This is a genomic window from Neptuniibacter sp. QD37_6, from assembly GCF_047778085.1.
GTDB lineage: Bacteria > Pseudomonadota > Gammaproteobacteria > Pseudomonadales > Balneatricaceae > Neptuniibacter.
Map to the genome: position 1 here is coordinate 648,359 of NZ_CP180550.1, position 15,195 is coordinate 663,553.

Annotated in this window: 13 protein-coding genes; 11 read left to right on the plus strand and 2 right to left on the minus strand. The window is 41.7% G+C overall.

Annotation, left to right across the window (positions count from 1 at the left end; all coding sequences use genetic code 11):
* Positions 1-39: 39 nt before the first annotated feature.
* The 5 genes from zipA to ACMXYO_RS02875 are packed head-to-tail and all read left to right on the plus strand — an operon-like array spanning position 40 to position 5,706.
* Entirely contained in the window at positions 40-2,106 is a 2,067-nt protein-coding gene (gene zipA / locus ACMXYO_RS02855; protein ID WP_415886949.1) for a cell division protein ZipA, read from the plus strand.
* A gap of 41 nt (positions 2,107-2,147) precedes the next feature.
* Complete coding sequence (gene ligA, locus ACMXYO_RS02860; RefSeq protein ID WP_415886950.1) at positions 2,148-4,178, plus strand: NAD-dependent DNA ligase LigA; 2,031 nt, start codon at positions 2,148-2,150, stop codon at positions 4,176-4,178.
* The gene (locus ACMXYO_RS02865) at positions 4,178-4,747 is read left to right on the plus strand and encodes a hypothetical protein (protein WP_415886952.1); all 570 of its coding nucleotides are present in this window, start codon (positions 4,178-4,180) and stop codon (positions 4,745-4,747) included. The genes ligA and ACMXYO_RS02865 overlap by 1 nt, the downstream gene beginning before the upstream one ends.
* Before the next feature lie 10 nt (positions 4,748-4,757).
* Complete coding sequence (locus ACMXYO_RS02870; protein ID WP_415883457.1) at positions 4,758-4,970, plus strand: YheU family protein; 213 nt, start codon at positions 4,758-4,760, stop codon at positions 4,968-4,970.
* 55 nt (positions 4,971-5,025) lie between these two features.
* Complete coding sequence (locus ACMXYO_RS02875; RefSeq protein ID WP_415883458.1) at positions 5,026-5,706, plus strand: DUF4126 domain-containing protein; 681 nt, start codon at positions 5,026-5,028, stop codon at positions 5,704-5,706.
* On the opposite strand, the gene ACMXYO_RS02880 is transcribed toward ACMXYO_RS02875, so the two are convergent.
* Positions 5,675-6,316, minus strand: coding sequence for an HPP family protein (locus ACMXYO_RS02880; protein WP_415886953.1), 642 nt, complete (start codon positions 6,314-6,316; stop codon positions 5,675-5,677). The two genes, ACMXYO_RS02875 and ACMXYO_RS02880, sit on opposite strands and share 32 nt — an antisense overlap.
* Positions 6,317-6,391: 75 nt before the next feature.
* A complete protein-coding gene (mnmC, locus tag ACMXYO_RS02885) occupies positions 6,392-8,350 on the minus strand; it encodes a bifunctional tRNA (5-methylaminomethyl-2-thiouridine)(34)-methyltransferase MnmD/FAD-dependent 5-carboxymethylaminomethyl-2-thiouridine(34) oxidoreductase MnmC (RefSeq protein WP_415886954.1) in 1,959 nt (652 codons plus the stop codon).
* A gap of 293 nt (positions 8,351-8,643) precedes the next feature.
* On the opposite strand from mnmC, the gene tviB reads away from it, so the two are divergent.
* The 6 genes from tviB (at position 8,644) to ACMXYO_RS02915 (ending at position 15,187) form a co-directional block, all read left to right on the plus strand.
* Complete coding sequence (gene tviB, locus ACMXYO_RS02890; protein WP_415886956.1) at positions 8,644-9,918, plus strand: Vi polysaccharide biosynthesis UDP-N-acetylglucosamine C-6 dehydrogenase TviB; 1,275 nt, start codon at positions 8,644-8,646, stop codon at positions 9,916-9,918.
* 20 nt (positions 9,919-9,938) lie between these two features.
* The gene (locus ACMXYO_RS02895; RefSeq protein ID WP_415886957.1) at positions 9,939-10,883 is read left to right on the plus strand and encodes a Gfo/Idh/MocA family protein; all 945 of its coding nucleotides are present in this window, start codon (positions 9,939-9,941) and stop codon (positions 10,881-10,883) included.
* A 2-nt stretch (positions 10,884-10,885) separates the two neighbouring features.
* A complete protein-coding gene (locus ACMXYO_RS02900; RefSeq protein ID WP_415886958.1) occupies positions 10,886-11,470 on the plus strand; it encodes an acyltransferase in 585 nt (194 codons plus the stop codon).
* Between the two features lie 21 nt (positions 11,471-11,491).
* Positions 11,492-12,619 carry a DegT/DnrJ/EryC1/StrS family aminotransferase gene (locus ACMXYO_RS02905; RefSeq protein WP_415886960.1) on the plus strand — a complete coding sequence of 376 codons (1,128 nt, stop codon included), beginning with the start codon at positions 11,492-11,494 and terminating at the stop codon, positions 12,617-12,619.
* Positions 12,620-13,056: 437 nt separating this feature from the next.
* A complete protein-coding gene (locus tag ACMXYO_RS02910; RefSeq protein ID WP_415886961.1) occupies positions 13,057-14,304 on the plus strand; it encodes an oligosaccharide flippase family protein in 1,248 nt (415 codons plus the stop codon).
* Positions 14,297-15,187, plus strand: a complete 891-nt coding sequence (locus ACMXYO_RS02915) for a sulfotransferase family protein (protein WP_415886962.1) — start codon at positions 14,297-14,299, stop codon at positions 15,185-15,187. The genes ACMXYO_RS02910 and ACMXYO_RS02915 overlap by 8 nt, the downstream gene beginning before the upstream one ends.
* The last annotated feature ends 8 nt before the right edge of the window (positions 15,188-15,195 follow it).

The window sequence follows — 15,195 nt, forward strand, 5'->3', positions numbered from 1 at the left end:
TATTACCGTTTTTTTTAAGATAAGGTCGCGACTAAGCACATGGAAATCACTCTGCGTGAATGGTTAATAATCGGTGGGGTTGTTTTAATCCTACTGATTGTTTTGGATGGTTGGCGTCGTATGCAAATTGGGCGTAATCGCCTAAAGATGAACATCGACAAAAACTTTGTTGATCTTCCAGAGGGAGATGACTCATTTAATCCAGAGTTACCGTCAGGTGGTGCCCGCAAGGTCGCGTTAGATGATGACCCACTTTTCTCTAATTACCGTCCAAATTTAGACGGTGATTCTCCCTCTGTTGAGACTCAAAACTCTTCTGTAACAAGTGGAATGGATGCACAAGAAATGCAGCCGCTAGCAGAAGAAAAAACTGTTAAAAAAGAAGAGCCTATAGCCCCGGTTTGGGATGATAATCTAGATATTGATGACGGTATTGTTGGTAGTGCACGTAAGGTTACAGTTGAGCCGACGTTAACTGTTGACGACATCCCTGTAATGGATGAACCACTTCCAAAAGAAGCGGAAGAAACAAAACCTGAAGTCTCCGATTATGCTATGGATGAAGGGGTGTTGGGTCCTGCTCGCGTAGTAGAACAAACTATTCCAGAACCAGAACCAGAACCAGAACCAGAACCAGAACCAGAACCAGAACCAGAACCAGAACCAGAACCAGAACTTCAGTCTTACCAGGAAGTTACTGATGAAGAAGTTCCTGTGGTTACAGCGGATGACGGTTTTGAGCAAAATACTGTTGAAATCAAAGACGCAACTGCACCATATCATGAGGATGAAGTTCTGCAAGAGCAGTCGATAGTTGCGTTAGCACCTGAAGCAGTCGAAGAGACTGTGCAGCCAGAATCTGAAGTTGAAATTGCTCAGGAATCAGAGCAAGCGTCTCAGTCCTATGCTGAGCTTTCTGATGAAATCGCAGAAGTTCCAAGTGTTGATACTGAAGAACATAATGATGTTGAAGTAACGAACACTCAAATCAATGAGTACGAAACGCTTCAGGCAGGGACCGAAACTGAACTGGAATTAACAGAAGTAGTTGAAGAAGAAATTCGAATAGAGCCCTCTATTGAAATTGAACAGCCGATCGAGAACTTTGCAGAGCCAGAGCCAGAGCCAGAGCCAGAGCCAGTAATTGCAGCAGTAGCTGAGTCTGTTCAAGAGATTGACTTCGAAAAGCCTGTTACTCTTCTTATGGATGAGCTTGATGAAAAAGAGCATATCCATGAAAGCGAACAGGAATCTGAAGCTTTCCCTCAGTTGGACCTTAAAGGTGTTGAGAACAGCACTCCCTCAGTCGTTGAAGATGATCCACAAACAGGCTTCGATTTTGGTCATGCCGAAGAGGATCCATATGCCAACCTAACCCTAGGTTCGGCGTTAGATAATGATTGCTCCGAGCTTTCAGTTGCAGAGACTATTTCAAAAGCCCCAACAGCTGAGGCTCAAGAGGTTCAAGTTGAAGAGGCTGAAACTAAAGATGCCAGTTATGAAAAAACAATGGAGCCTGAGTATCTGCGTGAAGAAGTAGAATCTTCGCCAGAACCAGATGCTATGGTTGAGCAAGTTGAAGTTATTTCCGATGTTCAGCCAGAGCCAGAGCCAGAGTCAGTTGTAGCGCCTGCAGGTGTACAGCGGAAGCCTCTAGAGAAAGATCCTGATCCTGAGAATGTTCTGGTGATCTCTGTAATTGCCAAAGAGCAGCCGCAGTTTAACGGTCCTGTATTGCAGAAAATAGTTGATGCTTGCGGTATGAACTTTGGCGAAATGGATATCTATCACCGTTTCGAAAAAGCTTCGGGTATTAGCCCTGTACAGTTCAGCATGGCAAATGCACTTCCACCAGGTACCTTCGTTCAAGGGAACCCTGAATCACTTACGACAAAAGCGGTGATGTTCTTTATGTCTATGGAAGAACCGCAAGATGTCATGGATGCCTTTGAGTGTATGTTGGCTACTGCAGAAACTGTAGCGAAGCATCTTGGTGGCGAGATGCTGGATGAAAACCGATCTGTACTACGAAGCCAGACGATGGAACACTACCGGCAGCGTGTTCGCGATTTTGAAATGAAAACTCTTAAAAAGCGTGGCCGTTAAGCCACGCTTTCTTCTCTCTATACCGCTTATTGAGTCTTACCGTGTCTATACAAGAACAGATCGAATCTCTGCGTGAGCAGCTAAACCAACATAATTATCGTTACTATGTTTTGGACGATCCAGAGGTTCCGGACGCTGAGTATGATCGACTTTTCCATGAGTTGAAAAAGTTAGAGAGAGAAAATCCTGAGCTAATAACATCTGATTCACCGACTCAAAGGGTTGGTGGGCAGCCTCTATCGGCCTTTAGCCAAATTGCACATGAATTGCCGATGCTCTCTTTGGATAACGCCTTCAATGAAGATGATATGCAAGAGTTCAATCGTAGAGTGGTTGAGCGTTTAGATCAGCAAGGTGGTGGATCTATACAATATGCTTGTGAGCCAAAATTAGATGGTATTGCCGTCAGTTTACTCTATGAAAATGGTTTGCTTGTTCGTGGAGCAACGCGCGGTGATGGCACGACGGGTGAAGATATCACCCTGAATGTACGTACTATTCCTACGATTCCTTTAAAACTAACAGGCAGTGGTTACCCAGAGCGCATAGAAGTCCGTGGTGAAATCTACATGCCGAAAGCGGGTTTCGAGCTGCTAAATCAACGTGCAGTTGCATCGGGACAAAAGCCATTTGTAAATCCACGTAATGCTGCAGCGGGGAGCCTACGTCAGTTAGACCCTAAGATTACCGTATCTCGACCCCTAGAGATGTGTAGTTATAGTGTTGGTATTGTTTCTGGCGGTGAGTTGGCTTCTGAGCATGCCGCCATACTGACCCAGCTAAAAGAGTGGGGCTTTAAACTTAATCCATTGTTGGATGTTGTCGATGGTGTTGATGGTTGTATGACGTACTATCAAAAAGTCTCTGAGCTGCGTGATTCGCTTCCTTACGAGATCGATGGTGTCGTTTTTAAGGTGAATAACCTTGAGCAGCAAAAGGCGTTGGGCTTTGTATCACGCGCGCCGCGCTGGGCAATAGCGCATAAATTTCCTGCTCAAGAAGAGATGACAACAATTCGTGCAATTGAATTCCAGGTTGGTCGTACAGGTGCGGTTACCCCTGTGGCTCGTCTAGAGCCTGTTTTCGTGGGTGGTGTGACGGTTTCTAACGCCACTTTACACAATATGGATGAGATTGAACGTCTTGATGTGCGGGCAGGTGATACGGTGATCATTCGTCGTGCTGGCGATGTGATTCCTCAAGTTGTTCGAGTGTTACATGATAGAAGGTTACCCGAAGCAGAAGCGGTAGAGTTTCCTAAATCTTGTCCCATATGCGATTCGGCTGTAGAGCGGCAAGAGGGGGAAGCAGTTGTTCGTTGTACGGGTGGTTTGTATTGTGCTGCACAACGAAAAGAGGCGCTAAAGCACTTTGTATCCCGCAAGGCGATGGATATCGATGGCTTAGGTGATAAGTTAATCGAAATGCTAGTCGATCTGGATATGTTACATAATCCAGCGGGCTTATTTACATTGGATCAAGCGGAGATCGCTAAGCTTGAGAGAATGGGGCCCAAGTCTGCCGAGAATCTGATTAATGCGATTAACAACAGCCGTAATACACAATTGCCGCGTTTCCTATACGCTTTGGGTATTCGTGAGGTAGGTGAGGCAACTGCTCGGGCGTTAGCGCATCATTTTGGCAAGCTAGATACTTTGATGTCAGCATCTGAAGAAGAGCTTATCGATGTACCTGATGTAGGGCCGATTGTAGCGAAGCATATTACTCAGTTTTTTGCACAGGAACATAACCGCGAAGTTATCGATGCTTTGATTAATGAGGCTGGTATTTCTTGGGAAGCGATAGAAAAACCGTCTGAAGATGAGTTAGTCTTGCAGGGTAAAACATGGGTTCTGACGGGTAAGTTGGAGCGTATGGGGCGTAGTGATGCGAAAAATCACTTGTTGGCTTTAGGCGCCAAAGTGGCTGGCAGTGTCTCTGCAAAAACTGATTGTGTAGTGGCTGGGCCGGGTGCTGGCTCAAAACTTAAAAAGGCAAACGAGTTAAACATCACTACGATGGATGAAGATGAGTTTGTTAACTTTCTAGCTGAGCATGGAGTGAATCTGTAATGCTAATTCGGTTCAATCATAAAGCTTATGGTGTGCTTATCATTTCATTGCTTCTTTCTGGTTGCTTTGGTGGGGCTACCACTAAGCCAGCTCTGATGATCTGTGATGAGTTAGATGACACTGATGATTGGATTGAGCCGGCTGTTAATGTTCAGCAAAAATACGGTACTCCTCTGGCTTTAACTCTAGCTATGCTTGAACTGCCTTTAACTGAGCTAGATAAAAAACACGTTCGACCTCGTGCTGCAGATTGGGATGAATTTCGTATCCGTAGTGAGCGTTGGGATGCTGAGCCTACAGAGGTTGAAGATGCTGTTCATTTTGTTGGTTGGTTTACACAGCAGAGCGTGAGCCGTAATGGTCTTGCTTGGGATAATGCGGCAGGTCACTACTTAGCACTTCGGTTAGGTCATGGTGGTTATCACCGTTTTGATTCAACTAAGTATCCAGAACTTACTCAGCAAGCGCGTGGTATTCAGCAAAGATATGATCGTTGGCAGCGTGAACTGCACGGATGTAAAGACCGTTGGCAGGGAGAAAGCTGGTTTAGTAAGTTGAAGATCTGGTAGTCCCACCTTTATGATCATCCCCTATCAAGAACTTGAACCAGGTACACTCACTGCATTGATCGAAGAATTTGTCAGCCGTGATGGTACTGACTATGGTGAATATGAGTTCTCTCTCTCCGATAAAGTCGCCCAAGTAAAATCTCTCTTGCAATCAGGGCAGGTCGTTATCTTGTTCAGCGAGAGTACAGGCCTTTGTAATATAGTATCTAAAGACACATTGTAGCGCTGGGCCTTTCTATTCGATCTGTAAGGCCTTGGATAATCAGCGAGGTACTTATATGGATCAGTTAGAACAAATTGTCAGTTTAGTAGCACTGACGATGGGGGTTGGTTGGGCAAGTGGTATTAACTTATACGCTACTGTCCTAATGTTAGGCATGCTCAATAATATGGGGCATATAGCCTTACCAGAAGAGTTACAGATTGTCAGTGATCCGCTAGTATTGATGGCTGCTGGGGCTATGTATTTTGTCGAGTTTTTTGCCGATAAAGTACCTGGTGTCGACACTGGCTGGGATACATTACACACCTTTATTCGAATCCCCGCAGGCGCGGCTTTAGCTGCCAGTGCAGTAGGCGACGTAACGCCAGCAGTAGAGCTGGCTGCAGCTTTGGCTGGTGGCACATTAGCAGCAGGAAGTCATGCGGCGAAAGCGGGTGGGCGCGTACTAATTAATACTTCACCAGAGCCTGTGACCAATTGGACCGCTTCAATTAGTGAAGACCTGCTGGTGTTAGGTGGCCTGTGGGCTGCACTTAACCACCCTATTTGGTTCTTAGCTGGCTTGGTAATCTTTATATTGCTGTTGGTATGGCTGCTTCCAAAGATCTGGCGTGGTGTGAAAAAGGTATTTAGATTTATTGCTGGGTTGTTCGGCGGTAATAAAGAGGAGCCTAAGGAGCTATCATCGCATCCACCACAACGCCCTAAACCCATCTCTCCAAATGAGGGCCACTGACCAGTAAGCGCAAAAGGTCTGTTCTACAGACGATGCCAACAACCTGGTCTTGATCATCAACCACTGGAACTGCATTGATGCCATTCTCTATAAAATTCATTGCGACATCTTGAACCATAGTTTCAGGTGTCGCTGCCGTTAGCTTTTTAGTGCATAAAGATCGGACAGGAGAGATAGAATCTGTTCCTGCAGCAATAAGATCTGTTTTGTGAATAAGCCCTAATGGACGTTGATCCTCTTCCATCACCACCAAGTGATTGATTTCCAGAGAATCCATTCGTTTCCAAGTGCTGCTGATGGGGGTGCTTGGTGTCACACTATGTACCGGCGAAACCATAATTCTAGAGACCGTCAACTGCGGGCTGTCAGGTTCAGCATGGCTATCGGCGGTATTAGAGGCATAAGCACGGCTGGCGTTGTCATTATTTTCTGGGCCTTTTTGAGGCCCCGGGATAACAAATTTTTCACCGTCGGCATGGAGACGATCTTCCATATCTGCGCTACGGTGGCTGTGGCGGCTGTGTTTTAGAGAATCAACACCTTTCTCCCTAAAGAGAGACTCTTTAGGTGTTTGTATTCGATAACCTTGATCGTATACGTAAAGTGCCATAGTTACTCCAGCCAAACAGGGATAAATCAAATATAAAACTGAAGCTGCATGTTATGCAACTCCAGCTATAACCTATTATATCGTCTGTTTTATCAACTTCTTAATGATAAAGCGGGCTGGGTTAATGGCATCAATGACATCTTTGGGTAGAGGAAGGGGCTCATCGCATATCATCGAGGCTAATAGTTCTGCTGAAATAGGGCAGGTAATTAACCCTTTAGAACCATGACCTGTATTGACGTAGAGATTAGGGTGATGCTCTGCTTTTGCATTCTCAAAGTGCCATTTTCGATCTTTTCTTAGTTGTGCGAAGGTTTCAATAAATTGATCTTGCACCGGTGCAGGACCCACAATCGGCATGTAATCTGGCGTGCTGCAGCGGAATGCTGTGCGTCCTTGTAGGTCATTAGATTCTGCAGCTAAATCAGCATGTATGTCGGGTAGAACCTTACTTAACTTTTCTAGATTAGATTCATGGTCATCTTGTGTAACATTGCGCTCTTTACCCTGAAGATCATAAGTCGCGCCAAAACAATACTGTTGGTTATGCGCTGGCGAGATATAACCATCACCGCAAACGACACTGTTTAACTGGTTGTTTGTTGCTTTAGCTTGAGTAATGGATACCTGGCCTCGGATGGTTTTAAGAGGGAGATGATCTGTTTGGTTAAACTGGTTCGCCATCTCAGCATTACAGATCACAACGTGACTAGCCGATAAGAACTCTCCGCTTTTTGTTGCTAACTGCCAATGACCTTCAGCAAAAGATAAATCATTTACCTGCTGTTGCACTACCGAGATATTCGGATGATCGACAAAATGTTCGCACAGTGCTCGTGGCGAAACCCAACCTGCAGAGGGGAAAAACAAACCATCAAAATTAACGGATGTGTTGGCGATCTCAGATAATTCTTCTGCGCCTTTAAGAGAAACAAGCTCTTGTGGATAAGTTTCTTGTTCTATCAGGTTATTTTGACGAGCGAGTTCTTTATCACTCGTTGCTAACTGCATAACCCCACATTGAGACCAAAAGGATTCTTCTGGATCTAAGCGCTTAAGCATATTAACACTGTATAGAAAGCCGCTCAGATGTAGCTCGCCCTGAGTTGTTTGCTTGACTGGAAGTTTTGCGTACAAAGCACCCTGTGGGTTACCAGATCCGCCAGTCGCTAACTGATTTTCTTGTTCGAGCAGCGTAACTTTAACGCCTCGCTCGGCTAAGGCTTGCGCAGTTAAGCAACCTGACAGGCCGCCACCAATAATCGTGACCCCTTTAGGTTTTGCAGATGCTGGCAATTCAAACCAAGGCTTATCAATCGTCTTAGGGGCTTGGTTCTCAACAAAGGTACCGACCAACATTTCGCGCTTGCGCCCAAACCCTTTCTGTTTTCGAACGTCAAACCCAACATCCCTTAAGCCGCGTTTCACAATACCTGCCGCTGTGAATGTAGAAAAGGTAGTGCCTGGTTTGCTTAAACGGGCTATCTCACGGAATAGCTCTGGTGACCACATATCCGGGTTTTTAGAGGGAGCGAAGCCATCGAGGTACCATGCATCTACTTTGGCGTTAAGGCGAGAGTAAGATTCGGCAGCATCACCGAACATGAGTAAAAGTTCGATATGACTATGATTAATTGTAATGGTGTGGTAGCCAGCTTGCGGACAAGGGTATTGCTCTAATATAGCTATAGATATTTCTTGAAATTGTGGCCACTGTTTAAGTGCTTTTTGCAGATCGGAGCGGGATAACGGAAATTTCTCTACAGATATGTACTTCAATTTTGATTGTTTGGGAGAATGTTTTAGCCATTCGGAAGCTGTGAGGATGAAGTTAAGGCCAGTCCCAAAGCCTGTTTCAGCAATAGTAATGCATGCATCATGACTTTCCTTAAATAATTGAGGCGACTTATTGGCTTCTAGAAATACATAGAAGCTTTCTGAGATACCGTCTTCGGGGTTGAAGTAAATATCTTCATATTGGTTTGAATGGGGAGATTCTGATTTCCAGTCTAGACTAGCCGTTGAAATCTTCAATGTATTACCTGAAGGTTAGTGTAAATATGGAGTTGAGTTCATTGTCCATTTTTGAAACTTTTGGGCAAGAAGTTTTAAATTTTGGTGTAAGTAGTAAGCCTTAAATATGAATGGATATTAATTTAAGCCCTATGTAGAATTATCGCGTTATAAATGGTGTCCGAGATGATCGTGGTGTCTATCGATTATCGAGCTATATAGGCTCAGGATAGTGTTAGTTTTATAGGTCGCGCATTGGCTGTTTCAAAACAGATCAGAGCTTTAAAGAAATTGATTTAATGGAAGAACGATACATGAAGCTGAATGAAGCAAGAATCGCTATTATTGGTCTAGGTTATGTGGGACTCCCTTTAGCAGTTGAATTTGGGAAAACTAGATCTGTAATTGGATTTGACATCAATCGAGGGCGTATTGATGAGCTGCTTGCAGGGCATGATTCTACATTGGAAGTTCCTGATGGGGATTTAAAAGAAGCTGTTCACCTGTCGTACACTGATAATCTAAATGATTTAAATGCTTCGAATATATATATTGTCACGGTACCTACACCTATTGATGACAATAATTCTCCTGATTTAAATCCATTAAGAAAGTCTTCTGAAATGCTTTCGAATGTGATTAGTGCTGGCGATATAGTTGTCTTTGAATCTACTGTCTATCCTGGAGCTACAGAAGAGGTTTGTATTCCAATTATTGAGCGTGGTAGTGGATTGACGTTTAATAAGGATTTTTATGCTGGCTATAGTCCTGAGCGTATAAACCCAGGAGATAAGGTTAATACACTTACTAAAATCAAAAAAATTACGTCGGGTTCTACAGATGAAATTGCAGATTTTGTAGACCAATTGTATGCCTCTATTATTGAAGCAGGTACCTATAAAGCAAGCTCGATCAAAGTTGCTGAAGCTGCGAAAGTGATCGAAAACACCCAGCGTGATTTGAATATAGCGATCATTAATGAATTCGCAAAGATTTTTAATCGTTTAAGAATTGATACTCAGGAAGTGCTAGATGCTGCTGGTACTAAATGGAATTTCTTACCATTTAAACCGGGGCTTGTTGGTGGTCATTGTATAAGTGTTGACCCTTATTATCTTACATTTAAAGCTAAAGAAGTTGGTTATCAACCAGAAGTTATTCTTGCTGGTCGAAGAATTAATGATGGTATGGGAACCTATGTTGCTACCGAGCTTGTAAAGGCTGTTAGTCGTAAAAAAATCCATATTGATGAAGCTCGAGTGCTGGTTTTAGGTTTTACATTCAAAGGGGATTGCCCAGATGTTCGGAACACTAAGATTGTAGATATTATTACTGAACTTCAAAGCTTTAATATGCAAGTTGATGTTTCTGATGATTGGGCTGATGCAGTTGAAGTTGAAGAAGAGTATGGAATTAAGTTGATAGAGAAACCAGAGCAAGGGGCTTATGATGCCATTGTTCTTGCTGTAGACCACTCTGAGTATAAAGAATGGGGCGAAGAGAAATTAAGAGCTTACGGTAAAGAAAAGCATGTACTCTACGATGTTAAATATGTCTTAGATAAAAATTCTTCAGATATTCGACTTTAAATAGTTTTGAGAGTTTGGTAATGAAAAAATTTGGTTTGATCGGTGCTGCTGGGTACATTGCTCCACGCCATTTAAAGGCGATCAAGGAAACTGGTAATGATTTAGTGGTTGCCATGGATATTAACGATTCGGTTGGAATCATGGATAGCCATTTTCCTGAAGCAGAGTTTTTTACTGAATTTGAGCAATTTTCAGGTTTTGTAGAAGATTTGAAAATGAAAGGGGATAAATTGGATTACATAGCAGTTTGTTCTCCAAATTATTTGCATCTTCCGCATATGAAGTTTGCTTTACAGAATGGAATAGATGTTATATGTGAGAAGCCTCTGGTATTGAATGCTTCTGATTTGGATGTTCTCAAACAGTATGAGAAAGAGTATGGATCACGTGTTAACTCGATTTTACAGCTGCGTTTACACCCTTCAATATTAGCCTTAAAGGAAAAAGTACAGGCTGCGCCAGAGGAAAAAATATTTGATGTGGATTTGACATATTTGACCTCTAGGGGTAAGTGGTATTTGAAGTCTTGGAAAGGTTTTGATGAAAAATCTGGTGGGGTGGCAACAAATATAGGTGTTCATTTCTACGATATGCTTCACTTTATATTCGGAGATATACTGAGGAACGAAGTACATTATAGAGACGCAAAAACTGCATCGGGCTATTTAGAGTACGAAAAGGCTAGAGTTCGGTGGTTTTTGTCTATTGATGCCAATCATTTGCCGGATAATGCTGTTCAAGGTGAGAAGTTGACTTATCGAAGTATCAGTATAGAAGGAGAAGAGTTGGAATTCTCTGGCGGGTTTACTGATTTACATACTCAGAGTTATAAGCGCGTATTAGAGGGTAATGGCTATGGCGTTGAAGAGAATCGGGCTGCTATTGAAACAGTTGAGGCATTAAGAAAAAGTACGTTGGTTGACCTTCCGAAAATACCTCACCCGTTGCTTTCAAAGGTTAAATAGTTATGTCTGAATTCTACCAGCATGAAAGTGCTATCATTGATGACGGTGCTCGGATAGGAAATGGGTCGCGTGTATGGCATTTTACACACGTGTGCTCGGGTGCTCGTATAGGTAGTCAAGTTTCTCTTGGGCAGAACGTCTTTATTGGAAATAAGGTAGTTGTAGGCGATAAGTGTAAGATCCAGAATAATGTATCTGTATATGACAACGTTTTTCTAGAAGATGGGGTTTTCTGTGGTCCAAGTATGGTGTTTACAAATGTCTATAATCCACGCTCTTTGATTGACCGTAAGGATGAATATAAGGACACTTTGGTGAAGAAAGGAGCTACTTTGGGAGCAAACTGTACGATAGTATGCGGTGTTACCATAGGTTCCTATGCTTTGATTGGGGCTGGAGCAGTGGTCAATCACGATGTGCCAAATTATGCTCTTATGGTAGGGGTTCCTGCTAAGCAAATTGGATGGATGAGTCAATTTGGTGAGGCTTTGGATCTGCCTCTGAAAGGAGATGCAACAGCAATATGTCCTCATACAGGTGATATTTATACATTAAAAGATGGTCAGCTCAGTAAGCAAGCTAGTTAATGAAGAAAAAGTGGTCAGAAAATGCAATTTATTGATCTAGAGGCACAGTATAAGCATTTGCAGGTGCGTATTGATGCGCGTGTTCAAGCTGTACTTAATCACGGCCAATACATTATGGGGCCGGAAGTAAGGGAATTAGAACAGCAACTGGCTGACTATGTTGGGGTAAAACATGCAATTACCTGTGCCAATGGTACAGATGCGTTAACTTTAGCGTTAATGGCAATGGAAATAGGTGAAGGTGATGTCGTGTTTGTGCCTTCATTTACCTTTTTTGCCTCTGCCGAGGCTGTCGCTTTTGTAAAAGCTAATCCGGTTTTTGTTGATTCTGATGCTACTACTTTTAATATGTGTGCACAGGATCTAGAGCGAAAAATTCAGGCGGTACAAGCAGAAGGTCGATTAAATATAAAAGCTATAATGGCGGTTGATCTTTTCGGACTGCCAGCTAGTTACCCTGAAATAAAGTGTATTGCGGATAAATACGATCTGCAAATCATCGAAGACGCCGCTCAGGGGTTTGGTGGAGCAATTCAAACTAGTGAAGGCACTCAGCGGGCTGGTAGTTTTGGCTGTATCTCAACAACAAGCTTCTTTCCTGCGAAACCGTTGGGCTGTTACGGTGATGGTGGTGCTGTTTTTACTGATAATGATGAATATGCTGAACTAATTAGATCTTATCGTGTACATGGTAAGGGACGGGATAAATACGATAATGTACGTATTGGTATGAATAGCCGGTTAGATACAATTCAAGCTGCTATTTTGCTCGAAAAATTGGCTGTTTTTCCCGATGAACTAATTAAGCGAAACAACGTAGCGTCGCAATATGAAGCTTTATTGTCTAGTAAATATATAACACCCCAAGTTCCAATGGATTATATTAGTTCTTGGGCTCAATATACGCTGCGGGCAGAAAACTCGGTGAAGCGTTTTGATATAATGGCAAAATTAGAGGACTGCGGTGTGCCTACTGCTATTTATTATGGTACCTGTATGCATCAGCAAGCTGTATTTAAAACTATTGGAAAATGTTATGGCGGATGTCCAATTTCAGAAAAGCTAGCTGAGACAGTGTTTAGTTTGCCTATGCATCCTTATATAGACCAAGATGGATATGACGCGGTGATTAGCGCCTTACTTGGATGAAAGTTGAGATGTTTTTTTAGATTGCGTAGGGGATAATTAAGGATTATCGGATATTTACTGTGGTGGAGTATTATTTAAACCCAACTTGGAAAGCTTGGGCTTTATTAGTATGAATCTTTCTGGCGATAGCCAAGATCTTGTAACTATGTTTCTTTTCAATAAACGGGAGGAAGGAAATTTTAGTTTTCAAACTGCGCTTAAGTGTTTTCGACTGGAGCCGTGGTAGAACGTATAGTGTAAGCTTATAATTCATGCATATTGCAGTATCCAATGTTACTGCCGCTTTATAGTCTATTATCATTTATTCATATTAGAGGAGGCTACCTAATTTTACAGTAGTAGCTATTTTGTTGATATGGGGAAGTGTATTTAATTCAAATTTTGATGATAATATGGCTTTAAAAGTTAAATTCAATATCTGAATTGCAGAAATTAAAATGTTTGATTCAAGGTTTGTGCGTAATACCATAACAATGGTGTTGGGCGCCTCGCTGGCACAAATAATACCAATCTTGGTTACTCCGATACTGACTCGGCTTTATACGCCAGAGGAATTTGGTGTGCTAGCATTGTTTATTGCACTGACCTCGATATTAGGTTCAATTGCTAGTGGTAGGTATGAATTAGCAATAATATTGCCTGAGGATGATGTTGATGCGATAAATGTTGCAGCTTTGTGTTTGTTACTTGCGTCGATGTTTTCGTTTTTATTGCTTATACCTGTTTTTGTATTTAATTCGCAAATAACGAATCTTTTGGGTAGCGATGAAATAGGTAATTGGTTGTATCTGGTTCCTTTTGTTGTTTTGGTTATAGCTCTGAATAATGTACTTAATTATTTAAATACGCGAAAAACATTATATAAGGATGTTTCCAAAACAAAGGTTTACAAGTCTATAGTAATGTCTGCCCTACAGTTGCTTTTGGGTTTTATGAAGGCTGGTTCAATTGGGCTTGTGGTCGGTAACTTTGTATCTCTGATTTTTTCAAATGTTAGATTAATAATGAATGTTTTTAATTTTTACGAAATTAAAAATGGACTTGGTGTTTCTGGGGTAAGGGAAGTTTCGGTTAGATATTCTAGTTTCCCTAGATATATGATGCCGGCTACTTTTTTTAATACTTCTTCGTCTAAAGTGTTGGAATTTGGTCTTCCAGTTATTTATAGCCTCAGTACGCTTGGCTTCTATTTTATAGTTCAGCGTATTTTGGCAACGCCGGCGTCTTTTATAGGTGGAGCTGTTGCGCAAGTATTCTTTCAGAATTTGTCCGTGTTAGTAAAAGATCAGGAAAGGTTTAGGGCTAAATTCTGGAAGGTGCTCGGGACGTTGGCGGTAATATCTATTGTTATGTTTTCAACTCTTTACCTAATAATTGTCGATCTATTTGTCCTTGTTTTTGGTGATGGGTGGCAAATTGCTGGGGAGATGGCGAGGGTTATAATACCTCTATTTGCAATACAGTTTGTGGTTTCGCCGTTAACAAGTGTTAATCAGGTTCTAGAGAATACAGGGATTGTTTTGTTGTGGCAGATTCTCCTTTTTATTTCGTATGTCTTAATTGTATTTAATGCTTATGTTAGTTCGGTGCCATTTATGGAGCTTCTTGAGCATGTATCTGTAATAATCTCGTTATGTTATGCTTTCTATTTGATAGTTATTGTGGTTGTGGTCGAGCGTGGATGATATTAAAGCTAATCTTTTTTTAATTGGGGCACCAAAATCTGGTACTAGTGCGGTTGCGGAGGTTTTGAATTCGCATCCTGATGTTTTTTTGCCATATACTAAAGAACCTAGGTTTTTTGATGCCCGAACTTTTTATGATATGAAAGCTGATTACCCGTTGAATTGTGTTGACGAGTATATGGGGCTTTATTTAGGTTCTGAAGGTTTTAAATATCGTTTAGATGCTAGTGTTTTTAATATGTACTCCAGGACTTCAATCGAAGAAATATTGGATTTTAACCCAAGTGCAAAGTTCGTTGTTGTATTGAGGGATCCTATTGAAGCTTCTATCTCGATGCACAAACAACGATTAAAGTACGTTGAAAAAAATATGAGAGAGATTTCAACGAGTTTTATGGAGTGCTGGAATCTTTTAGGTGATAGAAGTGAGGGAAGGGGTTATCCAAAGGGTTGTAGAAATAAATTTATATTTAGGTACGATTTGCTCTATAGTTATGAAAAGTATATTCCATACATTAGAAGAAGAATAGAAAGGGACAAATTATTGATTTTGTTCTACGATGACTTAAAAAGAGATAGCTCAGGCTTTTATAAGGAGTTGTTTTGTTTTTTAGATATACCTGTCAAGGAGGTGCCGAATAGGATCGTTAATAAATCTGATGTGGTTTCTGACGGGGTTTTGATGAGGTGGCTTGTATTTTTCTCTAGGTATATATATAAGTTTATTAAGCTATTTGATCGCGAGGGTTTATTAAAGAAACGGTTTTTTTCTATGATTTTCTCTTCTCCTAGAGATAATGGTGTGGATAGTAATTTTGATCTAGAAGTTGAAAAATATTTTATGGAAACTCGAAACTACATTAAAGAATTGAAGGAGCGTTAATTGTTAAT